Annotated in this window: 18 protein-coding genes; 14 read left to right on the plus strand and 4 right to left on the minus strand. The window is 38.0% G+C overall.

Annotation, left to right across the window (positions count from 1 at the left end):
• The first annotated feature begins 66 nt into the window (after positions 1 to 66).
• The 12 genes from dnaK (at position 67) to EFD62_RS15280 (ending at position 11,968) form a co-directional block, all read left to right on the plus strand.
• A complete protein-coding gene (gene dnaK / locus EFD62_RS15225) occupies positions 67 to 1,893 on the plus strand; it encodes a molecular chaperone DnaK (protein WP_069193221.1) in 1,827 nt (608 codons plus the stop codon).
• A gap of 169 nt (positions 1,894 to 2,062) precedes the next feature.
• Complete coding sequence (gene dnaJ, locus EFD62_RS15230; protein ID WP_069193222.1) at positions 2,063 to 3,211, plus strand: molecular chaperone DnaJ; 1,149 nt, start codon at positions 2,063 to 2,065, stop codon at positions 3,209 to 3,211.
• A gap of 17 nt (positions 3,212 to 3,228) precedes the next feature.
• Positions 3,229 to 4,170, plus strand: coding sequence for a 50S ribosomal protein L11 methyltransferase (gene prmA / locus EFD62_RS15235; protein ID WP_128706411.1), 942 nt, complete (start codon positions 3,229 to 3,231; stop codon positions 4,168 to 4,170).
• Positions 4,152 to 4,895, plus strand: coding sequence for a 16S rRNA (uracil(1498)-N(3))-methyltransferase (locus EFD62_RS15240; protein ID WP_069193224.1), 744 nt, complete (start codon positions 4,152 to 4,154; stop codon positions 4,893 to 4,895). The genes prmA and EFD62_RS15240 overlap by 19 nt, the downstream gene beginning before the upstream one ends.
• The gene (locus tag EFD62_RS15245) at positions 4,892 to 5,263 is read left to right on the plus strand and encodes a response regulator (protein WP_069193225.1); all 372 of its coding nucleotides are present in this window, start codon (positions 4,892 to 4,894) and stop codon (positions 5,261 to 5,263) included. The genes EFD62_RS15240 and EFD62_RS15245 overlap by 4 nt, the downstream gene beginning before the upstream one ends.
• Positions 5,264 to 5,509: 246 nt before the next feature.
• The gene (locus tag EFD62_RS15250; protein WP_069193226.1) at positions 5,510 to 6,397 is read left to right on the plus strand and encodes a YicC/YloC family endoribonuclease; all 888 of its coding nucleotides are present in this window, start codon (positions 5,510 to 5,512) and stop codon (positions 6,395 to 6,397) included.
• Between the two features lie 17 nt (positions 6,398 to 6,414).
• A complete protein-coding gene (remA, locus tag EFD62_RS15255) occupies positions 6,415 to 6,690 on the plus strand; it encodes an extracellular matrix/biofilm regulator RemA (protein ID WP_069193227.1) in 276 nt (91 codons plus the stop codon).
• A 12-nt stretch (positions 6,691 to 6,702) separates the two neighbouring features.
• Complete coding sequence (gmk, locus tag EFD62_RS15260; RefSeq protein ID WP_069193228.1) at positions 6,703 to 7,308, plus strand: guanylate kinase; 606 nt, start codon at positions 6,703 to 6,705, stop codon at positions 7,306 to 7,308.
• Positions 7,309 to 7,342: 34 nt separating this feature from the next.
• The gene (gene rpoZ / locus EFD62_RS15265; protein ID WP_083225073.1) at positions 7,343 to 7,579 is read left to right on the plus strand and encodes a DNA-directed RNA polymerase subunit omega; all 237 of its coding nucleotides are present in this window, start codon (positions 7,343 to 7,345) and stop codon (positions 7,577 to 7,579) included.
• A 182-nt stretch (positions 7,580 to 7,761) separates the two neighbouring features.
• The gene (gene coaBC, locus EFD62_RS15270; protein WP_128706412.1) at positions 7,762 to 8,958 is read left to right on the plus strand and encodes a bifunctional phosphopantothenoylcysteine decarboxylase/phosphopantothenate--cysteine ligase CoaBC; all 1,197 of its coding nucleotides are present in this window, start codon (positions 7,762 to 7,764) and stop codon (positions 8,956 to 8,958) included.
• Between the two features lie 94 nt (positions 8,959 to 9,052).
• Positions 9,053 to 10,441 carry a glycine--tRNA ligase gene (locus EFD62_RS15275; protein ID WP_128706413.1) on the plus strand — a complete coding sequence of 463 codons (1,389 nt, stop codon included), beginning with the start codon at positions 9,053 to 9,055 and terminating at the stop codon, positions 10,439 to 10,441.
• A gap of 195 nt (positions 10,442 to 10,636) precedes the next feature.
• Complete coding sequence (locus tag EFD62_RS15280; protein WP_088262846.1) at positions 10,637 to 11,968, plus strand: sensor histidine kinase; 1,332 nt, start codon at positions 10,637 to 10,639, stop codon at positions 11,966 to 11,968.
• 75 nt (positions 11,969 to 12,043) lie between these two features.
• On the opposite strand, the gene EFD62_RS15285 is transcribed toward EFD62_RS15280, so the two are convergent.
• The 3 genes from EFD62_RS15285 to EFD62_RS15295 are packed head-to-tail and all read right to left on the minus strand — an operon-like array spanning position 12,044 to position 13,950.
• Positions 12,044 to 12,208 carry a cyclic lactone autoinducer peptide gene (locus tag EFD62_RS15285; protein WP_128706414.1) on the minus strand — a complete coding sequence of 55 codons (165 nt, stop codon included), beginning with the start codon at positions 12,206 to 12,208 and terminating at the stop codon, positions 12,044 to 12,046.
• Positions 12,209 to 12,250: 42 nt separating this feature from the next.
• The gene (locus EFD62_RS15290; RefSeq protein ID WP_128706415.1) at positions 12,251 to 12,850 is read right to left on the minus strand and encodes an accessory gene regulator ArgB-like protein; all 600 of its coding nucleotides are present in this window, start codon (positions 12,848 to 12,850) and stop codon (positions 12,251 to 12,253) included.
• Between the two features lie 26 nt (positions 12,851 to 12,876).
• Positions 12,877 to 13,950 (minus strand): radical SAM/SPASM domain-containing protein, encoded by a 1,074-nt coding sequence (locus EFD62_RS15295; RefSeq protein WP_128706416.1) that lies wholly within the window; start codon positions 13,948 to 13,950, stop codon positions 12,877 to 12,879.
• A 466-nt stretch (positions 13,951 to 14,416) separates the two neighbouring features.
• Here EFD62_RS15295 and ppdK point away from each other — a divergent pair, with 466 nt between their 5' ends.
• Both ppdK and EFD62_RS18125 read left to right on the plus strand, forming a co-directional pair.
• The gene (ppdK, locus tag EFD62_RS15300; RefSeq protein ID WP_128706417.1) at positions 14,417 to 17,068 is read left to right on the plus strand and encodes a pyruvate, phosphate dikinase; all 2,652 of its coding nucleotides are present in this window, start codon (positions 14,417 to 14,419) and stop codon (positions 17,066 to 17,068) included.
• A 306-nt stretch (positions 17,069 to 17,374) separates the two neighbouring features.
• Positions 17,375 to 22,963 carry a dockerin type I domain-containing protein gene (locus EFD62_RS18125; protein ID WP_128706418.1) on the plus strand — a complete coding sequence of 1,863 codons (5,589 nt, stop codon included), beginning with the start codon at positions 17,375 to 17,377 and terminating at the stop codon, positions 22,961 to 22,963.
• A 148-nt stretch (positions 22,964 to 23,111) separates the two neighbouring features.
• Here the strand turns inward: EFD62_RS18125 and EFD62_RS15310 are convergent.
• A partial coding sequence (locus EFD62_RS15310; protein ID WP_155522907.1) for an ABC transporter ATP-binding protein occupies positions 23,112 to 24,673 on the minus strand: 1,562 nt, incomplete at its 5' end.

Below are 24,673 nucleotides of genomic sequence, written 5' to 3' on the forward strand. Positions count from 1 at the left end.
TACTGGTGTTTTTGGACATTAACTATAGAAGTTATTTGAGTATATAATTAAGGAGGAGGCATATTTATGGCAAAAGTTATTGGTATAGATCTTGGTACGACAAACTCATGTGTTGCTGTTATGGAAGGAGGAGAACCTGTTGTAATTCCAAATACCGAGGGTGCAAGGACTACACCTTCCGTAGTAGCTTTTTCAAAAACAAATGAAAGACTTGTGGGTCAGGTAGCTAAAAGACAGGCTATAACAAACCCTGAGAGGACTATTATCTCCATTAAAAGGGATATGGGAACCGATAGAAAAGTAAAAATTGATGATAAGGATTATACTCCCCAGGAAATTTCGGCAATGGTTCTTCAAAAAATAAAAGCCGATGCTGAGGCCTATCTTGGTGAGAAGGTTTCCCAAGCGGTAATAACAGTGCCGGCATATTTCAGCGATTCCCAAAGGCAGGCTACAAAGGATGCCGGTAAGATTGCAGGTTTGGAAGTATTAAGAATAATCAACGAGCCTACAGCTGCAGCTTTGGCCTATGGGCTTGATAAGGAAACCGATCAAAAAATTCTTGTGTTTGACCTTGGCGGAGGTACCTTTGACGTATCCATACTGGAAATTGGAGACGGAGTTTTTGAAGTGCTTGCCACAAGCGGTAACAACAAACTGGGTGGAGACGACTTTGATGAAAGAATAATAGACTTCTTGGTAGATACCTTCAAAAGAGAAAACGGTATTGACCTGAAAAATGACAAAATGGCGATGCAGAGACTGAAGGAAGCGGCTGAAAAGGCTAAAATTGAGCTTTCTGGAGTTACTACAACAAATATAAACCTGCCGTTTATTACAGCGGATGCAACAGGACCGAAGCATCTTGACACTACATTGACAAGAGCAAAATTCGATGAGTTGACAGCAGATCTGGTGGAAAAAACAATGGTGCCTACAAGAAAGGCTATGGATGACGCAGGACTTTCACCGAATAAAATAGATAAGATTCTTCTGGTTGGTGGTTCTACAAGAATACCGGCTGTACAGGAAGCTGTTAAAAAATATTTCGGCAAGGAACCTTTCAAGGGAATAAACCCTGACGAATGTGTTGCCGTGGGAGCAGCTATTCAAGCAGGGGTGCTTACAGGAGAAGTTAAAGACCTTCTGCTTCTTGATGTAACTCCTCTTTCTCTCGGAATTGAGACCTTAGGTGGAGTATTTACAAAGCTTATTGAAAGGAATACTACAATACCAACAAAGAAAAGTCAGATTTTCTCAACTGCGGCAGATGGACAGACAGCTGTTACCGTAAGGGTATTCCAAGGTGAGAGAGCTATGGCTGCTGACAATAAGCTTTTAGGAGAATTCAACCTTGACGGTATACCGCCAGCACCAAAGGGTGTACCTCAAATTGAAGTATCCTTTGATATTGATGCCAACGGTATTGTGCATGTTTCTGCAAAGGATCTTGGCACAGGAAAAGAGCAGAACATAACCATAACTGCTTCTACAAACCTGTCGGATTCCGAAATCGAGAAGGCCGTAAATGAAGCTAAGAAGTTCGAAGAAGAGGACAAAAAGAGAAAAGAGAGTGTAGAGATAAGGAATAATGCTGAAGCTATGATTTTCCAATCCGAAAAGACATTGAAAGAGTTGGGGGATAAGCTTAGTAGTGAAGATAAATCAAAGATTGAAGGAGAAATTGAGAAGGTTAAGGAAGTATTAAAGGGAACAGATACCGAAGCAATTAAGACTGCAACAGAAGGGTTGCAACAGGCATTTTACGATATATCATCAAAGATATACCAACAGAATCAGGCAGCCGGTGCAGAGCCAGGTGCGGGAGCAGCTGACGGAGGCCAGGAAAATGTGTATGATGCCGAGTACAAGGTAGTGGATGACGACAAATAATTTAATGTTCTCTAGTAAATTACAAAAGAGGATGAGGCCAAAGTCATGAATATGGCTTTGGCTCTTTAAATTCAGTTTTATTGCAGTCATATATTATGGTGTGGTATAATCTGAAAGAAGACTTGGAGATATTTGAAATTTATATATATGATATGGAGGAGTTGGTTGGATGGCAGGCAAAAGGGATTACTATGAGGTCCTTGGTGTTGACAAAAGTGCATCCGATGCAGATATAAAAAAAGCTTATAGGAAGCTTGCTAAGCAGTATCACCCCGATATGAATCCCGGTGATAAGTCCGCCGAAGCAAAGTTTAAGGAAGTTAACGAAGCCTATGAGGTTTTGAGTGATTCGCAGAAAAGAGCACGATATGACCAGTTTGGTCATGCCGGAACTGACCCTAACGGTTTTGGGGCAGGAGGTTTTGGCGGTGGCTTTGGCGATTTTGATTTTGGTGGTTTTGGAGATATTTTTGAGACATTTTTCGGAGGAGGATTTGGAACCAGAACCTCTGGTGCGAGAAACGGTCCACAAAAGGGTGCAGATTTGAAGTACTCCATGGAAATCAGCTTTGAAGAAGCGGCTTTTGGTACAAAAAAAGAGGTTTCGGTGAACAGGATGGAGGTATGTCATACATGCAACGGTTCTGGAGCAAAAGCAGGTCATCAGCCTGTGACATGTAAGAATTGCAACGGCTCAGGACAGGTGCAATATAAGCAGAGGACACCTTTTGGACAGTTTGTGAATATAAAAACCTGTGATGTTTGCCATGGTGAGGGTAAAATCATTACACAACCCTGCGAAACTTGTAGCGGTAAAGGAAGGGTAAGAAAAAATACCAAGCTGCAGGTGACAATACCCGCCGGAATTGATAACGGACAGACTATATCAATAAGAGGCGAAGGAGAGCATGGAGTTAAGGGTGGGCCAGCCGGGGACCTTTTCATATCCATCAGGGTGAAGCCACACCCTATTTTCAAGAGACAGGGCAATGACATTAACTGTGATATTCCTATAACCTTTACCCAAGCAGCGTTAGGAGCTGAGATTGAAGTTCCGACACTGGATGGAAAAGAAAAATGTGTAGTTCCTGAGGGGACTCAGACCGGATCTGTATTTAAGCTTAAAGGTAAGGGTATACCTTTCTTGAGAGGCGGCGGCAGAGGAGATCAATATGTAAAGGTAAATATTGAGGTGCCAAAGAAGCTGAATGAAAAACAAAAGGAAGTTCTAAGGCAGTTTGCTGAATTGGTGGGCGACGAGGTCCACGAACAGAGAAAAGGCTTTTTTGATAAAATGAAGGATGCATTAGGAATGTAGTATTGGAGGAAAAAATTGTGAAATGGATTGAAATCAGGATAAAAACAACCGAGGAAGCATATGATGCCATATCCTATATGCTGACTTCAATTGGAGCAGGAGGGGTTGCCATTGAAGACCCCAACGATATTAGGCGAGAAGCGCTAAAGCCCAATTCACTGGACTATGCCGATGATGAATTTTTAAATTCACTGGGCGAGGATGTGATTATAAAAGCATACTTTCCGGGTGAAACTAATATATCAGAACTTGTTTCGCTAATAAAAGAAAAGCTTGATTTTATCGGCGGGTTTTTGAATGTAGGTGAAGGGTACTGCGGATATTCTGAAATGGATGAAGAAGATTGGAGCACTTCATGGAAGAAGTATTACAAACCTTTTCACCTTACAGATAGATTGGTTGTTAAGCCTTCTTGGGAAAATTACGATAATAAAGAAGATGAAATAATTATAGAAATGAACCCGGGGATGGCTTTTGGCACCGGCACCCATGAAACGACCAAAATGTGTGCTACTTTGCTTGATAAGTATGTAAAGGACGGTGACAGAGTTATCGATGTTGGCTGCGGTACAGGTATTCTGTCAATTATAGCGAGTAAACTGGGAGCAGCGGAAATAACTGCCGTAGACATTGATGAGGTGGCAGTAAAGGTGACAAAAGAGAACCTCGAAATTAATAGAGTCGATAATGTCTTTGCCTTTAAAGGTGTTTTGGATGATATTTCAAAGGAAAAAAGGGATATTGTCGTTGCCAATATTATAGCCAGTGTTATAATTGACATATCCTCAAGCATACCATACTATTTGAAAAAAGATGGCTTTCTCATTGCATCGGGAATTATACAAGAAAGAAAGCAGGAAGTATTGGATGAGTGTCTAAAAAAAGGGTTTAAGTGTGAGGAAATTATTGAGCTAGGAGAATGGGTGGCGATTGTTTTAAGATGCCTAGATTCTTTGTGAGGAAAAATGACGTATCTTGTGATTCGATCAATATATCCGGGGAAGATTATAACCATATTAAAAAAGTACTCAGGTTAGGCAATGGGGACAGAATAATTGCATGTGATGGGGAAGGAACGGACCATCTGGTTGAAATAGTAAAGATTGAAGATGCTATGGTAAAAACCAGAATCATTGAATCAGTGAAGAATTGTACCGAACCTCCTATTCAGATTACTCTTTTTCAAGGACTGCCAAAATCCGATAAAATGGATTTTATTATACAGAAGGCTGTGGAGTTGGGTATTAATGAAATTATTCCTGTTATTACCGAAAGGACTGTTGTGAAGACAGACAGGAAGAGTGGGGATAAAAAATGTGAACGATGGAATAAGATATCCATGGAAGCAGCCAAACAGTGCAATAGAGGGATTATTCCTAAAGTAGGATTTCCACTGGGCTTTAGGGAGGCTTTAGATGCTGCAAAAGGAAGCTCTCTTTCTCTGATACCCTATGAAAAAGAGGCTGGAACAAAATTGAAGCAAGTTCTTGCAAATAGCTCCTCTGTAGGAAAAGTATCTGTATTTATTGGACCGGAGGGGGGCTTTACGGAAAAGGAAATTGAAGCAGCTGTCTCTTGTGGCGTACAGCCAGTGACATTGGGTCCTAGAATATTGCGAACCGAAACTGCCGGGATTGCTGTTTTGTCAATACTAATGTATGAACTGGGGGATGTGGGTACATGAATAACCTGAAGTTTGTTGTTGTTGACGATGCGGTTTTTATGCGTACATTGCTAAAGAAAATAATTGAAGAAGTTGAGTCATACAAGGTAGTGGCAGAAGGGGCAAATGGAATTGAGGCAATTGAAAAAGCACAGGTTTATAAGCCGGACATTATGACCCTTGATATAACAATGCCGGATATGGATGGTATTACTGCTGTAAAGGAGATATTAAAATACAGTCCGGACACCAAGATTATTATGGTTTCGGCAATGGGCCAGCAGTCAATGGTTATTGATGCAATAAAGCTGGGGGCAAAGGACTTTGTGGTAAAACCTTTTGAAAAAAGCAGAGTATTACAGGCCATCAGCAATGTGTTGGCCATCTGAAATTTCGATGGACTGATTAAAATATGAATAACGGTGGATTTGGTGAGGATACGGGGGGTGCATATAGAAGCACCCTGTTTTAATGAATTAAAGTATGGCGGATAGATTTTGTGTTGATTAAGCAAATAGGAGATAATACGAAAAAACATATAAAAATTAAAGGAAAAGCCTTTTAATTGTCTAAAATTATGTTATAATACGAAGTGAATAAATACATGAAAAATCCATGAAGAGGATGGCAGATTTATGATAAGAAGTATGACGGGTTTCGGGAGAGGAAAATCTCAGGCTGACGGCAGGGAGTTTCTTGTTGAGATTAAGACCGTAAACCATAGATATTGTGATATTTATATAAAATTACCAAGACAGATATCTTTTCTTGAAGAAAAGGTAAGGGAAGTAGTAGGAAAAAGTGTTTCACGGGGGAAGGTTGATGTCTTTATCAGCTATGATGACTTTAGTGAGGAGTCAAAAAATATCCTTATTGATGAAGGACTTGCCAGAACATATATTAAAAGTGTAGAGCATTTGAGGGATAAATATGGCTTGAAAGATGACATATCTGTATCTCTCATAGCAAAGTTTCCCGATATCCTAAAAGTAGAAAAATCCGAACAGGATGAGGACAAAATTTGGGGTCTTCTTTCTGAGGCTCTAAGTCATGCGCTCGACGCGTTGATTAATATGAGGCAGGTAGAGGGCGAAGGCTTGAGAAATGATTTGCTTGAAAGGGCGGATGTTATTGAAAAAGTTGTTCAAGAAATAAGCATAAGAGCACCCGAAGTTGTAAAAGAATATAAGTGTAAACTTGAAAACAGGATAAAGGAAATATTGGAACAACAGGTGATAGATGAGAATCGCATGGCTATGGAAGTTGCCATTTTTGCCGATAGATGCAACATTGATGAGGAGTTGGTTAGACTTGGAAGCCATATAAACCAGCTGAGGCAGACCCTTAATAATACTCAGTCCGACCAGCCAGTCGGAAGAAAATTGGATTTTCTGCTTCAGGAAATGAACAGGGAAATTAATACCATAGGATCTAAAGCGAATGACTTAAGTATAACCCAGAATGTTGTAGAGATTAAGAGTGAATTGGAAAAAATCAGAGAGCAGATACAAAATATCGAGTAATGTGGGAGGAAGATTTAATGAAACTTATAAATATCGGTTTTGGTAATATTGTATCGGCAAACAGGTTGGTTGCTATTGTTAGTCCGGAGTCCGCACCGATAAAGAGGATAATACAGGAAGCCCGGGAGAGAGGCATGCTTGTAGATGCTACTTATGGCAGAAGAACCAGAGCTGTAATTATAACAGACAGCGATCATATAATTTTATCGGCCGTTCAGCCTGAAACAGTAGCGCACAGGCTGAATACAAAGGAAGCGGAGGAAGTTGAAGTAGAGGAAGAAATTGAAGAATAGGGGTGGCTTATAATGTGCCGTGAGGGGCTGCTGGTTGTCGTATCCGGTCCGTCTGGAGCAGGGAAGGGTACAGTTTTGAATTTGCTAAAGGATTCCGGTGACGACAGTATAAGGTTTTCAGTTTCCGCTACTACGAGAGCGCCCAGGAAAGGCGAGGTTGACGGCTTGAATTATTTTTTTAAAACCAAGGACGAATTCAAGCTAATGATCGAAAATGATGAGCTTTTTGAATGGGTAGAGTACTGTGACAACTTTTACGGGACTCCGAAAAAATATATCGAGAGCACTATAAAAGATGGCTATGACTGTTTGCTTGAGATTGAAGTGGAAGGTGCAGCAAATGTAATGAAAGCATATCCTCAATGTGTTTCGGTTTTTATACTTCCGCCTTCGTTTGAAGAATTGCGAAGAAGGATTGAAAAAAGAGGTACTGAGGATGTTGATGTGGTAAATAAGCGTCTTGATAGAGCAAAAAAGGAAATTGCTTATGCTTCAAATTACGATTACGTTATAGTTAATGACAGTGTTGAAGATGCAGTAGAAAGCTTGCGCAGTATAATCAATGCGGAAAAGCTGAAATTCAAACGAAACATAGGAATACTTAAACAGTTTGAATAAGATTAATCGTTAAATTAAGGGAGGTTTTGCTTTTATGAAGGAAAATAAAGAAAAAACCACAAGTATGATTGAACCGGGAATAAGCTCACTGCTTACCAAGGTTGACAGCAGATATACTCTGGTAGTAGCTACTGCCAAGAGAGCTAGACAGCTTACGGAAGGAGCTAATAAACTGACTGAGTGTGAGTCGGATAAGCCGGTTACAATAGCAATTAATGAGATTGATGAGCAAAAAATAACATACATAAGAACTAAGAGCGGAATAAAGTAAGTGTTTTTTTAAGGAAATTAATTTATTTCTTTAAATACAGAAAACCCTAAAAAAGGTTGAGATAGCGATTGGGATTGGGACTTCTAAAATCTATTTTTGAGTTTTCTCAATCAAAATCAAAATCTTAATCTTATTTTTTTAAGTTTGTTGCAAGGTATTGTTTTAATTCGGGAGGTGGGATTTTGTTAAAAGGAAAAACCGTAGTAGTCGGTGTTTGCGGTGGAATAGCTGCTTATAAGTCGGTGGAGATTGTCAGCAGACTAAATAAGCTTGGTGCCGATGTACATGTCATCATGACGGCAAATGCGGTAAAGTTTGTGGCGCCTCTCACCTTCAGATCCATATGTCACAACCCTGTAATAACTGATATGTTTGAGGAGCCAAAGGTATGGGATATACAGCATATTTCCCTGGCACAGAAGGCCGACCTTATTGTTGTGGCACCGGCAACCGCCAATATCATAGGCAAAGTTGCAGGAGGTATTGCGGATGACATGCTTTCGACAACTATTATGGCCGCGGATTGTCCTGTTCTATTTGTACCTGCTATGAACAACAAGATGTATGAGAATCCTATTGTTCAGGGCAACATTAATAAGCTTGCTTCGCTGGGCTATCTCTTTATGGAGCCGGAGACAGGGCTTATGGCCTGTGGTACTAGCGGGAAGGGAAGATTTCCTTCACCGGAGACAATCGTGGACTATGTGAAGGGGATTCTTAAGAGAAGCAGCGATTATGAAGGCTTGAAGATTCTTGTGACCGCGGGGCCTACAAGGGAGCCAATTGACCCTGTTAGATATATTTCGAACCATTCATCGGGAAAGATGGGATATGCAGTTGCAAAAGCTGCTTTGGATAGGGGCGCAGCTGTAAAATTGGTTACAGGGCCTGTGAATATTACTCCGCCAACAGGGGCTGAGACCATTTGTGTTACCAGTGCAGTTGATATGTACAATGAGGTGATGAAATCCTATGAAAGCTTTGATATTTTAGTCATGGTGGCAGCTGTGGCAGATTATAGATGTGTAACGGTTTCCGAAAAGAAAATAAAAAAATCGGGAGAGAACCTCACTTTAGAATTGGTAAAGAACCCCGATATAGCAGCCGAGCTTGGAAAAGTAAAAGGTCACAGGATTATGATAGGATTTAGTGCTGAGACAGATAATCTTCTTGATAACGCGGCTTCAAAGCTTGCTTCAAAAAATATGGATATGGTAGTAGCCAATGATGTGACTTTAGAAGGCGCAGGATTTGGTGTTGATACAAACATTGTAAAGCTGATAAAAAGAGACGGAAGCAGGATTGATTTGCCGGTAATGAGCAAGGAGGATGTTGCTCACCGGATTTTAGATGAGGTTCTGTCAATTAGGAATGGCTAAAAGATTTTTCTAATTATAAGCTGTTAAAGTATAAGCTACTGATATATAATTTAAAATATATAATTTCTTATAGTATTTTTAAGGAGGCATACTAATGGAAGTAAAAAAGACAATGGAGAAGATTGTGGCGCTGGCTAAAAATCGAGGTTTTGTTTATGCCGGCTCTGAAATATATGGAGGTTTGGCTAATTCATGGGATTACGGGCCTCTTGGCGTAGAACTTAAAAACAATATAAAGAGAGCATGGTGGAGGAAATTTGTTCAGGAAAGCCCCTACAACGTAGGTGTTGACTGTGCGATACTGATGAATCCCCAAGTATGGGTTGCTTCGGGGCATGTAGGCGGTTTCAGTGACCCTCTTATTGACTGTAAGGATTGTAAGACACGTCATAGGGCGGATAAAATGATAGAAGACTGGAATCTTGAAAACAATCAAGATGTTAAGGTGGATGGCTGGTCCAATGATATGCTTATGGAGTATATAAGGGAGAAGGGAGTAAGCTGCCCGCAATGCGGTTCGAAGAATTTTACCGATATCAGGAAGTTTAATCTCATGTTCAAGACCTTCCAAGGTGTAACAGAAGATTCCAAATCTGAGATATATTTAAGACCGGAAACAGCTCAGGGTATATTTGTAAACTTCAAAAATGTTCAGAGGACAACCAGAAGAAAGATACCATTTGGTATAGGACAGATAGGAAAGTCCTTCAGAAATGAAATAACACCCGGGAACTTTATTTTCAGAACCCGTGAGTTTGAACAGATGGAGCTGGAGTTTTTCTGCGAGCCCGGCACAGATCTTGAATGGTTTGATTATTGGAAAAATTTCTGCTTCAACTGGTTGTTGAGTCTTAATATCAAAGAGAACAACCTGAAGATGCGTGACCATTCAAAAGAGGAGCTTTCTCACTATAGTAATGCCACCACCGATATTGAATATCTGTTCCCGTTTGGTTGGGGAGAATTGTGGGGAATTGCTGACAGGACTGACTTTGACTTAAAACAGCACGCACAGCATTCAAAAGAGGATCTGTCCTACTTTGACCCGAATACCAATGAAAAATACGTACCGTATTGTATAGAGCCGTCTCTTGGTGCTGACAGAGTTACCTTGGTATTCCTTTGTGAAGCATATGATGAGGAAGAAGTGGCAGAAGGAGATGTAAGGGTGGTTTTGCGCTTCCATCCTGCCATTGCTCCGGTTAAAATAGCTGTACTTCCCCTCTCCAAGAAGCTTGGGGATGATGCATATAAGGTTTATGAAATGCTTACCAAAAAATACACCTGTGAATATGACGAGACAGGAAGTATAGGAAAGAGATACAGAAGACAGGATGAGATAGGTACACCTTATTGCATAACCTTCGACTTTGATTCTTTGAATGACCAGAGTGTTACAATAAGAGATAGGGACTCCATGCAGCAGGTAAGAATTAAAATTGATGAGCTTCTTTCTTATTTTGAAGGAAAGTTTGAATTCTAGGTTTTATTGGCGAAAGCTGCTTTGTAAAGCAAACCGATATATACTGTTAAATGAAGGGATATTACTGGATTGTAGGTAATATCCTTTTTTATATAATTATGTTTTGCTTTCTGTCGAATTTAATTGTATTATAATATTGAAGAGAGATTAACAGCTTTGAATTATTTTTGTCAAATTTAGCCGGGGGGAATCTATTTGCAAGGGATAATAAGATTTATTATTGACAATTTTGTAACGGTAATCGGTGCTGCCATTTTAACGGCATTTACTGCTCGGATCATTTTCAATATTAAGTTTGATGCAAAGTCCTTGTTTTTATATGCGGGATCATTTGTTGTTATTTCAGGAGCAATTGTTGGCTTTGCAAATTACGGCTTGGTGAAGCTTTCTCCCAATCTAGCAATGATGTTTAGGACAATTTTTACTACTTTAACATCAATATTGTTGCTTAAGTTCTTTTTGAATCTAAGTATCCTTAAAGGAATTATTTCTGAATTTATTTATAATTTATTTCTTGCTGTAGCAAATTATGTCGCAATTTTTACATTTAAATCTTTTGAAATCGATCTAGGTTTGATTAAAACATCATTGATTTATAAAATTATTGCTTTTGCAATAATCAACATGGTAGTAATAATTATATTGGGCTTGATAAAATCCTTTAAGATGTTTTCATGCTTTCCGCCGGAGATTAAGACGAAAGCATACAAGAGCTACTTAATCTATATATTGCTTGTGTTTTCAATAGTAATGTTAAACTTTAATTATTATTTGGAGTTTGGTGAAGCAGCAGATGGCATAACAATTTTGATAAGTGTGCTGATGCTTACTGTTTTTTTGATGTTTTCGATATTTTATACAAATACTCTTTTTAAGCTTGAGGAAAGTACTCAGGAGCTCGAGTATCAGAAATTTTATAATAAGTCATTGCAGTCTATAATAAGTGACTTGAGGAGATTTAAACATAATTACAACAATATTCTTGCGGTATTTGGAGGTTATATAAAAAATAAAAAATGGGCTCAAGTAGACGAATATTACAATGAAATATGTGCAGAAATTGCTAAAGTAAGTTTCCTTGATAATTTGACATCGTTGAATATTAAGAGTGCTGGTGTTTTGGGGCTTATAATAGCAAAATATGAATATGCAAAGGAATTGGGTGTTGAATTCAGGATAGTTACAGATGGAGAAATTGATGAAGTAAAAATGAAAATATCAGAGTTTTGTGAGGTGCTCGGTATTCTTTTGGATAATGCTATAGAGGCTGCTAAAGACAGCAAAGAGAAAAAAGTTGAGGTATTTATGAAAAAGGGAGATAAAGCTCTAAGCTTTATTGTATTGAACGGAATTAATGAGCAAGTTGATGTAACCATGATTTGCGAGAACGGGTACTCAACCAAAGGCGAAGGACGGGGTATTGGACTTGGTATTGTAAATAGTATAGTTTCAAAATATAAGAACGTAATGCTGAATACCTTCGCAGACGATTCACAATTTAAACAAGAATTAATTATTAATCTTTAAGATTATGTAGAACAAAAAGCTCGGCAATATACACCGAGCTTTTTTGCATAAGCTATGTAATCCTCAAGATTTAGGTTAGTCTTCTTTGATTAATGATTTGGGTATCTTTGGCTGCTCTATAGCCCATGAAGTGCAACTGTTTGCGGAAGTCTGAGCAATGAAGATTGCAATTACCGATATCCACCCCAACAATAGAGCTAATAGCTCTCTTTTGTTCGATGTTTTCACTGTTCCGAACATTCGAACCACCCTTTCTTATTAATCTATATGTTAGTCAATCACTTAAAGCCCATTTCCATGGCGAGCTCCCATTATTTTATATGTAAGAGGAAGAATGCCTAGGCATGCAAATAAGGTTGATAGAATAATTGTGATGGAAACAGCATTTTCAGTTGCAAACGCAGATAGCAGATATTCAACAATAAGTACTGCATAGGCAGCAGTTTTTAATTTTTTTCTTTGCTTTTTGCTTACTAAAGGTTTGTTTTCATGGTCTGCCGGTGCATAAAGGTGTAGTATTACAGTGCAAAACGGCATAACAAGCATAATTAGAATGGCGGGGTCTATAAATGATAGTAGCAGGGATAAATAAACTGCACTAAAGGTTATGGCGCTGTTTGTAAAAAGACAGCCCCAAAAGGTTTTGGCATGGGATCCCCCTGCAAACATTCTAAGCAGGCCAAAGCAGATAATAAATATGATTGTGAGTCTGAAAACTCCCAGAAAATAAGCTGTTGATAGTATTATAGTCAGCTTTATTATATCTGTAATCCACAGATACAGGCCGTAATTTATGATTTCTGCCTTATCATCATCTATACCTTTTACTCTATCTTTAATGGCATTGGTGGTATTGTTACATAGCTTTTGGAGTAGTGGCATAATCATTTACCTCGTTTTTCAAATTTCTATAACCAGCAACCTGGGTCATCGGCAAAGCAGTTCCCATAATAGGCATAGGCGATAGCTCTACATCCTCTGCAGTTTTCAAGATGTGTACAGGAGCTGCATTTAGAAAGTTTATCCGTTCTTTTTAGTTCTTTTAGAATTGATGATTCATAAAATACTTGCCGAATACGCTGCTGGGGCAGTTTGCCAATAACAACCGGAAGACGCCTGCAGGCCATTACACTGCCATCGGATAATACACTAAGTCCTGCTTTTCCTATAAGGCAGCCTCTTTTTAGGCTATATCCCTCGGGTACCAGGGTCTGGGTTGAAGCTAAGGTTTCTTTGTCCAATACCAACCCCCATAGATTGTCCTTGTATCCGAATTGAGTGCGGCAGCCTTTAGCCCGAAGCCTTTTATACTCATTATTTACTTCCACCAATAGTTCTTTGTATTCTAGTGGATCAATTATTTCTTCCTTCATGTCTTTAGCGGCTCCAACCGGCACAACTCTGTCAAAATCAAAACCGTCAAGACCTATTTGGGCTGCCAATCTGATAATTTCAATTAACTGATTCATATTTTTTCTGCTCAGGGTAAACATACACATTGAGCGGATGCCTGCTTTATTCAGTACTTCATAAGCTCTCAAAGTGTCATCAAAGCTTCCCGGCTTTCTGAAATAATCATGGATTTCTTTAAGTCCGTCAAGACTTATCTGGTACATATCTACTCCATATCTTTTTAGTTGCAGAGCAGTCTCTAAATCAAGGTGATATGAGTTTCCGGCTATGCCTAAAGGATAGATGTTTTTATCGGCCGTATATTCAAGAATTTCAAAGAAGTCATTACGAAGAAGGGGATCGCCGCCTGTAAAGTAGATACTTCTATTTCCGGGACTTGCAGTATCCGAAAAATCATCGATTATTGCTTTGCAGTCTGCTAGTGTCAGCTCATTGTCCTTTTCTGATTGGTAGAAGGGAGAATCATACATATAGCAATGCTTGCATTTCTGATCACATTTGGCCGTTATGTGCCATTGGAGAAAAAAGTTTGGTTGTCCAGTCTTAGAGTCAACAAGACAATTGCACAAAGTCATGCCTCCTTCCTTTCTATGGATTTCCACTTAAAAATTGATGTTCAATATCAGTCTCTGAAGGAGGAGTCTCAATAGCAGTGATAAGCGGTGTATGCTAGGCACACATTCATAAGAAGTGACAATAAAAGAAAATAACATATACTTCTATAATGTTATTATATAACAATATAATGCTTTTGTAAAGATGTTCATGGACTCTTCAAAACATTGTATGAAATTATATTTTTTTGGGCAATTTATAAACATGGTTCAAATTGGCAAGCATATCTACAGAAATATTATATTTTTTAACAAAAATATAATGAAAAATATTTTTATTATGTTATAATTAGATGGGTTGAGGTGAATTATTCCTGACAAATCTAATTTATAACCTTCAAATGCTTATTTGGAAAGTGTTGAAGTTTATATGCTTTCCTAACACATAAAGAAAAAGTAAATAATAATAGGAGGTTTTTTTATGGCAAAGTATGTGTATTTATTTAGTGAAGGCAATGCATCAATGAGAAACCTGCTTGGAGGAAAGGGAGCTAATCTTGCCGAAATGACAGGTTTGGGACTTCCGGTACCTAGAGGTTTTACAGTTACTACAGAGGCTTGTACACGTTACTACCAGGATGGAAAGGTCATTGCCGAGGAAATAGAAGATGAGATATACAGAACTATGGCAAAAGTCGAAGAGATTGTCGGGAAGAAATTCGGTGACCCATCAAATCCATTTCTTGTTTCTGTTCGTTCCGGTGCTAGAGCGTCTATGCCGGGTATGATGGATACGATATTGAATCTCGGACTTAATGATGATGTTGTTGATGGACTTGCAAAGCTTACTAATAACGAAAGGTTTGCATATGACAGCTATAGAAGGTTTATTCAAATGTTCAGCGATGTTGTCATGGAAGTTGAAAAGTCTAAATTTGAAATAATTCTTGATGAAGTAAAGAAAGAGAATAATTGTGAAAATGACTGCGACCTTACTGCTGAAAACTTAAAGGAAGTAGTAAAAAAATACAAAGAACTCTTCAAGAAGGAAAAAGGATTTGATTTTCCGCAGGAACCAAAAATGCAGTTGATGGAAGCAGTAAAAGCTGTTTTTCGTTCATGGGACAATCCAAGAGCTATTGTATATAGAAGGTTGAATGATATTCCTGGAGATTGGGGTACTGCAGTTAACGTGCAGGAAATGGTTTATGGAAATATGGGCAATGATTCGGGTACAGGAGTTGCCTTTACAAGAAACCCATCCACAGGGGAAAAGAAACTCTATGGTGAATTCCTTATGAACGCTCAGGGAGAAGACGTTGTTGCAGGTATTAGAACTCCGCAATCAATAGACCAATTGAAGGAAATAATGCCTGAAGTGTATGACCAGTTTGTGTCAATAGCACAAAAACTTGAAGACCATTATAGAGATATGCAGGACATGGAGTTTACAATTGAAAGAGGAAAACTCTTTATGCTCCAGACAAGAAACGGTAAGAGAACTGCCGCAGCTGCTTTAAAGATAGCTGTTGATTTGGTAAGCGAGGGAATGGCAACAAAGGAAGAAGCAATCATGAAGGTTGACCCAAAACAGCTTGATGCTTTGCTTCACCCGAACTTTGAGCCAAAGGCGCTAAAAGCCGCAACACCTATAGCCAAGGGGTTGCCAGCTTCACCTGGAGCAGCAACCGGAAAGGTTTTCTTCAGAGCTGAAGATGCAGTAGAGGCAGCTAAAAGCGGAGAAAAGAACGTTATTCTTGTAAGGCTTGAGACTTCACCAGAAGATATTGAAGGTATGCATGTTTCGAAGGGAATACTCACGGGCCGTGGCGGTATGACATCTCATGCGGCTGTTGTTGCGCGCGGTATGGGTACTTGCTGTGTTGCAGGTTGCAGCGAAGTTAGAATTAATGAAGAAGAAAAATATTTTGTTGATAAAAACGGAAAGAAATATGTTGAGGGGGATTGGATTTCCCTTGATGGTTCTACGGGTAATGTTTATGGACAGCAGCTTCCTACAATAGAGCCTGAAATGACAGGAGATTTTGCTACACTTATGGAATGGGCCGACGAAATCAGGACTCTTAAGATAAGAACCAATGCCGATACTCCAGCGGATGCTGCTCAGGCCAGGAAGTTTGGAGCTGAAGGTATCGGGCTTTGCCGTACGGAGCATATGTTCTTCGATGCCGACAGAATATCCGCAATGAGAGAAATGATAGTATCAAGAAATGAAGAGCAAAGAAGAAAAGCTTTGAACAAGCTATTGCCAATGCAAAGAGGGGACTTTGAAGAGCTGTTTACTGCAATGGAAGGCTATCCTGTGACAATCAGGTTCTTAGATCCTCCGCTTCATGAGTTTTTGCCTCAGGAGGAAGAAGATATTGCAGCTTTAGCAAAAGAAATGGGAATCACTTTTGAAGATCTAAAGGCAATAATAGCTGATCTTCACGAGTTCAATCCTATGATGGGACATAGGGGATGCCGCCTTGCGGTTACATACCCCGAAATTGCAGAGATGCAGACAAGGGCGGTTATTGAAGCTGCTATTAACGTGAGCAAGAAGAATTTGAAAGTTGTACCTGAAATCATGATTCCGTTGGTTGGCGAAGTTAAAGAGTTAAAATATGTTAAGGACGTAGTTGTTAAGACTGCCAATGAAGTAATTGAAAAATCAGGTGTTGAGCTTGAATACAAGGTTGGAACAATGATAGAAATTCCAAGGGCAGCTATCACTGCAGATGAAATTGCGAAGGAAGCAGATTTCTTCTCCTTCGGAACCAACGACTTGACTCAGATGACCTTTGGATTTAGCCGTGACGATGCAGGCAAGTTCCTCGAAGAATACTACAACAAGAAGATATATGAATCTGACCCATTCGCAAGGTTGGATCAGACCGGGGTAGGCAAGCTAGTTGAAATGGCTGCAAAGCTTGGAAAGCAAACAAGACCGGATATTAAGCTGGGTATATGCGGTGAACACGGTGGAGATCCATCATCCATTGAATTCTGCCATAGGACGGGACTCAATTATGTATCATGTTCACCTTTCCGGGTGCCGATTGCAAGGCTTGCCGCAGCTCAGGCAAGAGTGAATGAAATGACTGGGACTAAAGATTTGGGACAGAAATAGGCATCTACTGGGGAGCTTATTTAATAATCTAACACAAACAAAAAGGGCAAATTGGAGATCTGACCATCTTGCCCTTTTTTGAACATTTGTCAGGCATAATCAGCTTGACACTTCATTGGATAGTTTTCTTAATGCTTAGTCAATTTGTCCGATGGTGAACTTATAAAGATAGACTTTAGACCTCAGCTTATGTTGAAACTTTAATTATGGAAGTGTTGTAAAATATGAAAAATTTGATATACTCATTCTGCTTTAGACAATAAAACTTTTTTATTACAAAATGAAGAATAATTAGGGGGGCTAAAAGTGAAAAGTATTATTTCATTAATTCTGGTTTTTGCAATGATTGCATCATTAGGTGGTTTACTGCCGGAGAGGGTTAACGCTGCTGGAATGGAGAAATTGGAGCTAGAGAGACCTAAAGTCGGAAATGTAATGATTGATGCAACATACTATACCACAGCTAAACTTCGACAAGATGGAACAGTAATTACAGTTGGACTAAATAAAAACGGACAATGTGATACAGAAAATTGGAAAGATATTGTTCAGGTATCTACAAATTCTTCACACACAGTTGGGTTAAAAGCAGATGGTACAGTAGTCGCCACTGGTTTAGATTTTAATTTCAAAGGTGTCGAGGAGTGGAGCGATATTGTTCAGGTAGCTGCTGGCGATAGTTATACCGTTGGATTAAAGAAGGATGGAACTCTAGTCGTTACTGGAGAATATCGCAAAGATTGTCCCAGTTGGACAGATATAGTTCAAATTGCTGCTGGCTATAGCGTGGTTGGACTTAAGAAAGATGGAACTGTAGTTGCGGATGGAGTGAACAGATATGGAGAATGCGACGTAGATGGATGGACAGAAATAATTCAAATTGCTACTCAAGGTTATATTACAGCAGGGCTTAAGAAAGATGGAACTGTAGTCGCAACTGGATTGAGTAAAGATGGTCAATGTGATGTGAGTTATTGGAAAGATATAGTTCAAATTGATGTTGGAAGCTATATAGCTGGAGTTAAAGAAGATGGAACTATAATAGGTACAGATCCAAACTGGAAAAGTATTGCTTCAAATTGGGATAAAACCACGGGTGGCGGCTGGAGTGAAATGCCAAATTGGACAAATATAGTTCAGGTAGCTGCAGGGGACGGGTATTTAATTGGTTTAATGGACAACGGAACAGTTGTTGCTTCTGGTAATGGTGAATACGGTAATTGCAGTGTTGGTGATTGGTCAAATATAACCCAAATTCATAGTTATAAGGGCTGGGAACCCATTATTGTAGCAGGCTTAAAAGAAGACGGAACTGTTGTTGCATTTGGAGGAAACAAACATGGCGAATGCGACGTAGAGGATTTTTATGATATAGCTCAAATTTCAGTCGGGTATGGCCGTACAGTAGGTCTAAAGAAGGATGGAACTGTTGTTGCTGTTGGGTTAAATAGAAATGATTCATGTGAGGTAGGAGATTGGACTGGCATAGTTCAAGTTGCTAGTAGTGAATTTGCAGTTATCGGGCTAAAAAGCGACGGAACCTGTGTTAAAAAAGGATCGATTGCTACTAATAAACCTTTAACAGATGTAGTACAACTTTTTAATGACTATGTAATAAAAAAGGATGGAACTGTAGTTGATAACTATCTTCATTGGATGAAATCGGGTTGGACTGATGCTATTTTTATTGATCCCCCGGTTGCATTAAAAAAGGATGGAACAGTAGTTGATACCTATGGAAGTATAGCATGTGAGGGTTGGACAGATATAATTCGTATTGCCCATCCGATTGCCGTAAAGAGAGATGGAACTGTAGTTGATTGGCATGGAAAAAGAGTAGAAGGTATGACAGACATTGTTCAAGCTAGTTATGATAATGCTATTATTATAGGATTAAAAAAGGATGGAACAGTAGTTTCTAATATACATGATGTATATGGTTGGGAAAACAATGTGAAAGAATGGAGAGATATTGTTCAAGTTCTTGCTGGCCCCTGTTGGGTATTGGGAGTAAAAAGTGATGGGACAATAGTTTCTGAAGGTATAAAAATTTCTCCGGGCTTAAATAGTGATATTGAATATAATATGCCTGATTTTTCCGTAAAAGGCTTTACAGATGAAATTGCTGTCGATGGTGAAATTGTTGTAAGTGTTTTGCCAAAAAAAGGGCTGATGTTTACAGAGCCGCCTGTCGTTGAATCAAAGGAGAAAAATGTAGAGGTAACATACTTTGAAGAGGATGGAATAGATAAGTATCGTCTTAAGGGTGCAAAAATAGGGAAAGATACTATTAGTGTGACAGCAACAACTATACCGAACGAAAGTAATCCGAGTAAAAATACAATAAGCACTTTCGCAAAAGCAAATTCTTCTACAAAAGCAAATACCGCTAGTGTCAATTTACCTATGATAGTAAAAGATGGAATTACAATAAAGGGGGTTATTAAGTATGCAACTGGGAAAGAAATAAAACCTTTGAAAAATACAAGAATATCTATATATGAAAGCGGACAAAGTAAACCAAATTATTATTGGACAAATGATAAGGGTAGTTTTACAATAAATGTAGTTCCAAAAAACTTTATAAAAAACAAATGGACGTTAACATTACAAATAGATGCAGCAATGATAGCAAAAGAAGGGGTGTTATCAGTCAAAACCAAATCAAAGCAAAATAATAAGATTGATGTTCATAGTTTTAAACAGCAAATTGAAATTAGACCTGAAGATTTGACACTCAATAATGGAAAATATTGTTATGATTACAAAGACTATGTAATCCACATTACTCAAGCTGCTCCGTTTTTTATACTTGATACAGTAAGAAAAGGAAGAGATGCATGGCCAGGAGATTTAAAAAAGCTTAGAGTATATTATAATACAGGAGGGAAATTTGAGAATGATATTCAGTTAGATTTTGCTGATAGGAGCGGTGCATGGTTCCAAGAAAGTAGTAATGGAATCGGTATAATACATTATCCTTCTAATTGTGCCTGGTCAGAAGCAGCAATACTACATGAGGTGGGTCATAGTATTATGAACAGTGAAAATGGAATTAAAGCTGGTGGAGAGCACAGAATTTTTAGACATTATAAAAACTCATTGGCATATAATGAAGGATGGGCAAATTTTTACGCACATATGGTACTTAATGAAGATGATTTAGATTTTGTTAATTATGCTATTAGAATTTCAGATAGGAATACTATTTTAAAATCTAACGATAGTGGAAGAAGCCATACAGCAGAGTCGCTGTATCCTAGATATTTAGATTCGAATGGCATAGAAGATCCCGGTACTCAAATAAAGGGTATAAATTATAATGAAGTAAATATAGCAGCAATTCTATGGGATATTTATAAATACTATGGTAAAGACAAAGAGGCAATGATGCGACTTATTTCTAATAGGTCACCTGTAGATATATCTCGTGAACCAACCATATTTGACTTATTCAATAATGTTGCTAAAGATACTGAAAAAAAGTATGACATATGGAAAAAATTTAAAAACAATGGTTTTCCATTCGTTGATTTACAGCAACCTACCAACGTAATAATTGATAAAGCTAAAGAAAAATATAAGTATACAGTAACGGCAAATGATAATATAGGTATTGGCAGAGTGGATTTTTTTGCTGAGATAAAAACAGGTTGGCTTTCATCAAAAACTATATATCTTGGAAGTGTTTCGAATACGAATGTTAAAACAAAGTCATTTACTTTTGAAATACCTAGTAGTATAACCAGTGATAAAGATTACCAAGGCAAAAAATTCAAACTAATAGCTCGTGTTTTTGATATTCCTGCTGCAGAATATACAATAGCGACTTCTAGTGGAGATGGGTGGCAGTACAACGATGTAAAGTGGCAATATGCATATAAATATACAAATATAGATTTGAAAAGGGATAAAAACCCTTATACAGAAGTGTCCATAGAGGATAAGATAGATAACACAAATAAGAAGGCGGTTTTCAGCATGCAAGCCTTTACAAGAGCGTTAAGCAGCCAATCAGATGAATTAGAAATAGAACACGTTTTGGTTGATAGTGCCGAAGATATACCTGAGGATTTAAATTCAAAATTGATTAGAGATAATGCTATTGTTTTGACTGGTGACCTATCGGATGCAACAATACAACAGAAGGAAGAAATTGTTAAATATGTTGACGATGGAGGAACCCTTATAATCACATCAGAAGGAAGTAAGTTTGCAACAGAGTATTATCCGGAGTTGTTCAATATAAAAGATACACTGAAATTTGAAGGAATTCAGTTTGAACAGGAAGACTTAAGTGAATATATTGGTGAAAGTTTAAATGAAGTAGACTCACTACAAGAAGTAATTGCATTAAAGGACAACATTTATTTAACACCTTTAATATCTCAAAACGGAAATATTATAAGTGCTTTTGCAGACAAAGGTTATGGTCGGATATATTGGATTCCCGAATGTGTAAATGAAGCAGTTAATAATAAACTAATAGAATACACATTATTGACTGCATGCTGTAAGGATACTAGAGTTAGAACCAGATCGGAGTTATCATATTCAGATAACATAATTGATAAGGAATACTACTATTTATTGGCACCAGACGAAGAACAGGTTCTAAGTATAAATAAAGAACAGGAACAAATTCTAATCGGATTGAACGATATGGATGGAGATATCGAAATAACACTGTCGAGTCCTGATGGGGAAGTGAGTTTTGACGACGAAGACATCGTGAGTGATTATATCCGGAAAATTAAAGGTGAAGTTGGGAAGGTTGATATAACTATTAAGAACAACTGTGATGAATATCGATGTGTTTCTGTTTTTACAACTGCTCCTAAAAAAGAAGTTGTGTTTAGCGGTGAAGGCATTAAAACTTATACAAATAAGAGTAAAGTTAGATTACAGGGGTTAGCCAATGGCTATACTGATATAAAATTCATCCTGGAGGAAATGGAGGAAGGCGGAGAAGAAAAAGTATATAATGTAACCATTAATGATGGCAAATTTGACGAAGAAATAGAATTAACCAAACACTTTAATTATTTGCGAGTTGAAGCAAAAGACCCAAAAGGAAATGGATATTATACATGTTATCCAATATACTATTATGCTGAATTGCCTTTGATTGATATATCAAGTGACATTATTGAACGAGTTAATTCCAATGAGCCGTTTGATACTGAAAGCTTGTTCATTAGTGGTACTATGGACAGACGATGTGATGTATTTATTAACGGAAAACAAATGGCTGCAGGGTGCGATTCACTAGGTGGATGGTATTTCGGGGCAGAGATATTGTTGAATGCAGGAGAAAATGAGTTTACAATTGAAGCTGTTGATTTGGCTGGTAACAGAACTTCACAGAAAATCAATATAAAAAGGACAAAAGAAGTACGAGAATTCAATGATCCTGTTATCAAAGGATTAAGCATTAAAGAATGTACAACTATAAAAGAAAACTGCAAGGTTAAAGTATATATTAAGGAAGAAAGTGAATATACCATAAATGCATGGATAGGTAATAAAGTATTAGATGTAAAAGGAAATGTAATTGATTTAGATTTAGAAGGATTGCCCAATGGTCAGAATCTATTGAATATTAAAGTTACAGACAAATGGGATAACAGTTCTGATTTGATGATTGCTCTAAATATTGATAAGCTTTCCGAATCGGAAGAGCCGATAGAAGTTAAACCAGGTGATGTAAATGGAGATGGAAAAGTAAATTCAACAGATTGCACTTTATTAAAAAGATATATTCTTCTTATAATCGAAGACTTTCCTACTGCAAACGGACATATTGCTGCTGATGTGAATGGTGATGGAAAAATAAACTCTACTGATTATACTATGCTTAAACGATATATCTTAAGAATTATAACTAGCTTATAAATGTGAGGTAGTCAAAAGATGAAGTAATAAGTTTTATACATGAGTGGATTGCAAAATACCACCTTAGCAATGAAAAATGCCAAGGTGGTGTTTTGTAATCCAACGATTGATGCGGTCTCCAGTTGTTATAATATCCAGTTAATTGGTTTTATGCAGTAGCCCCTATAAATTGGCTGTTATAAAGTTCTGCATACAATCCATTTTTTGCAATAAGTTCGTCATGAGTACCTGATTCTTTAATATCTCCGTCAGCCATATAAACAATCAAATCTGCATCACGGATTGTTGAAAGACGATGTGCTATAACAAAGCTTGTTCTGTTCGCGGTAAGCTCATTCATTGCCTTTTGAATTTTAAGCTCTGTTCTTGTATCAACCGATGAGGTTGCTTCATCAAGAATTAGAAGCGGGGCATCCTCGACCATAGCACGAGCAATTGTTAAAAGCTGTTTTTGTCCTGCCGATACAGCAACATTATCTGAGAGAACCGTATCGAATCCATCGGGCAAGGTGTTAATAAAATGCTTTAGACCGCATCTTGAGCAAATGTCATACAATTCATCATCACTGATTTCTTTTTTGCCGTAGGTTAGGTTGTCACGAACAGTACCCTCAAAAAGCCAAGTATCTTGAAGAACCATTCCAAACAAATCGTGAACGTTTTCCCTTTTAATATCTTTAAGAGAAACACCGTCAACCTTAATATCTCCTCCCCACAATTCATAGAAACGCATAAGAAGATTTACGATGGTAGTTTTTCCGGCACCTGTAGGACCCACAATAGCCACCTTTTGTCCGCGCTTTATTTCTTTTGAAAAATCTTTAATAATTGTCTTATCTTCAATATATCCAAAATGCACATTTTGGAATGTTACATTTCCTTCAATCTTTTCGAGTTTTTGGGTTTTATCAGATTCGTCGGAAAGCTCATCTTCAGACAAGAATTCAATAACACGCTTGCTTGCGGCAGCTGCCGACTGTAGACCTGAAAATCCCTGGCCGATTTGTCCTAACGGAGAAGTGAATATTCTAACATAAATCATGAAAGCCACTACAACTTCGAAACCGAATACATTGTTAAATGCTAAAACTGCACCGACAACGCAAACAGCAACATAGCCAAAGTTACCGATAAAGGACATTAGCGGCATAATGAGTCCGCTTAAAAACTCTGCCTTAAATGTATTTTGACGAAGCATCTCGTTGCTTTCCTTGAATGCGGCAAGATTTTTCTTTTCAGCGTTATATGCACGAACAATATTTTGTCCGGCGTAATATTCCTCAACATGGCCATTGACGAGTGCTAAACTTTCCTGTCTTGCAGTAAAATATTTTTGAGATTTTCCTATAATTGCACCCATCAATATAAATCCAATGAGCGAAGCACCTATTGCAGTAAGAGCCATACGCCACTCGGTTGCAAACATCATAACAATACAACCGAGAAGAGTTGCAATAGATGAAACTAAAGTGCCGACGTTCATATTAAGTGACTGAGTAATACTATCAACATCGTTGGTAACGCGAGAAAGCGTATCACCGAAATTATGACTATCAAAATATTTAAGAGGTATTCTATTGATTTTTGAGAGAATGTTGAAAATTTTGTGTATAAGAGAATGAAAAGACTCCTTCTTGGCAAGAATTACAAAATAATATCCAAGGAGGAGATTTTTTATGTCAACATTATCAAAAGAGCAAGTGAAAGAAA

The organism is Acetivibrio mesophilus (genome assembly GCF_004102745.1).
In the GTDB taxonomy this organism is placed as follows: domain Bacteria; phylum Bacillota; class Clostridia; order Acetivibrionales; family Acetivibrionaceae; genus Hungateiclostridium; species Hungateiclostridium mesophilum.

What these genes read in the sequence shown, in the direction of transcription:
- EFD62_RS15290 (WP_128706415.1), bottom strand. Translation starts at nt 12,850, where the DNA reads ATGCCACTACTCCAAAAGCTATGTAACAATACCACCAATGCCATTAAA.
- EFD62_RS15250 (WP_069193226.1), top strand. Translation starts at nt 5,510, where the DNA reads ATGATAAGAAGTATGACGGGTTTCGGGAGAGGAAAATCTCAGGCTGAC.
- rpoZ (WP_083225073.1), top strand. Translation starts at nt 7,343, where the DNA reads ATGAAGGAAAATAAAGAAAAAACCACAAGTATGATTGAACCGGGAATA.
- remA (WP_069193227.1), top strand. Translation starts at nt 6,415, where the DNA reads ATGAAACTTATAAATATCGGTTTTGGTAATATTGTATCGGCAAACAGG.
- EFD62_RS15245 (WP_069193225.1), top strand. Translation starts at nt 4,892, where the DNA reads ATGAATAACCTGAAGTTTGTTGTTGTTGACGATGCGGTTTTTATGCGT.
- dnaK (WP_069193221.1), top strand. Translation starts at nt 67, where the DNA reads ATGGCAAAAGTTATTGGTATAGATCTTGGTACGACAAACTCATGTGTT.
- EFD62_RS15285 (WP_128706414.1), bottom strand. Translation starts at nt 12,208, where the DNA reads ATGTTCGGAACAGTGAAAACATCGAACAAAAGAGAGCTATTAGCTCTA.
- dnaJ (WP_069193222.1), top strand. Translation starts at nt 2,063, where the DNA reads ATGGCAGGCAAAAGGGATTACTATGAGGTCCTTGGTGTTGACAAAAGT.
- ppdK (WP_128706417.1), top strand. Translation starts at nt 14,417, where the DNA reads ATGGCAAAGTATGTGTATTTATTTAGTGAAGGCAATGCATCAATGAGA.
- gmk (WP_069193228.1), top strand. Translation starts at nt 6,703, where the DNA reads ATGTGCCGTGAGGGGCTGCTGGTTGTCGTATCCGGTCCGTCTGGAGCA.
- EFD62_RS15275 (WP_128706413.1), top strand. Translation starts at nt 9,053, where the DNA reads ATGGAAGTAAAAAAGACAATGGAGAAGATTGTGGCGCTGGCTAAAAAT.
- EFD62_RS15240 (WP_069193224.1), top strand. Translation starts at nt 4,152, where the DNA reads ATGCCTAGATTCTTTGTGAGGAAAAATGACGTATCTTGTGATTCGATC.